General features: G+C 63.4%; 1 protein-coding gene. It reads left to right on the plus strand.

Features of this window, described 5'->3' with window-relative positions:
* Positions 1-618: IS256 family transposase (locus SA87_RS11445; protein WP_156516545.1), on the plus strand; the 618-nt coding region annotated here is incomplete at both ends.

The following is a 618-nucleotide window of genomic DNA, read 5'->3' on the forward strand; positions in this document are numbered from 1 at the left end:
GTATCCATACGTGTGGTTGGATGCCACGTTCCCGAAGGTGCGGGAGGGCGGCCGCGTGCAGAGCATGGCGCTGGTCATCGCCATTGGGGTGACGGACACTGGAGAGCGCGAGGTGCTCGGATTCGATGTGGGAACGAGCGAAGACGGCGCGTTCTGGACGGACTTTCTACGCGGACTGAAGGAGCGTGGACTTCGAGGTGTGCGGCTGGTGGTGAGCGACGCGCACGCGGGCTTGCGCCAGGCCATTTCGGAGGTGCTGACAGGCGCGACATGGCAACGCTGCAAGGTGCACACGATCCGGAACGTGTTGAGCCAGGTGCCGAAGAAAGAGCAATCAATGGTGGCGTCGATCATCCGGACGATCTTCACTCAGCCCACGCAGGAAGCGGCTCGCGAGCAGCTTCGCCGAGTGGTCGCGGAGCTTCGAGGGCGGTTTCCAAGGGCGATGGCCATCCTGGAGGAGGCAGAAGAGGACGTGTTGGCGTTCATGGCGCTCCCTTTCGAGCACTGGCGGCAGATCTGCTCGACGAACCCCCTGGAGCGCCTGAACCGAGAGATGCGTCGGCGGATGGACGTTGTGGGGATTTTCCCGAATCGAGCGTCGGTGTTGCGTCTGGC

It is taken from the genome of Hydrogenibacillus schlegelii, assembly GCF_001653195.1.
Classification (GTDB): domain Bacteria; phylum Bacillota; class Bacilli; order Thermicanales; family DSM-22653; genus Hydrogenibacillus; species Hydrogenibacillus schlegelii.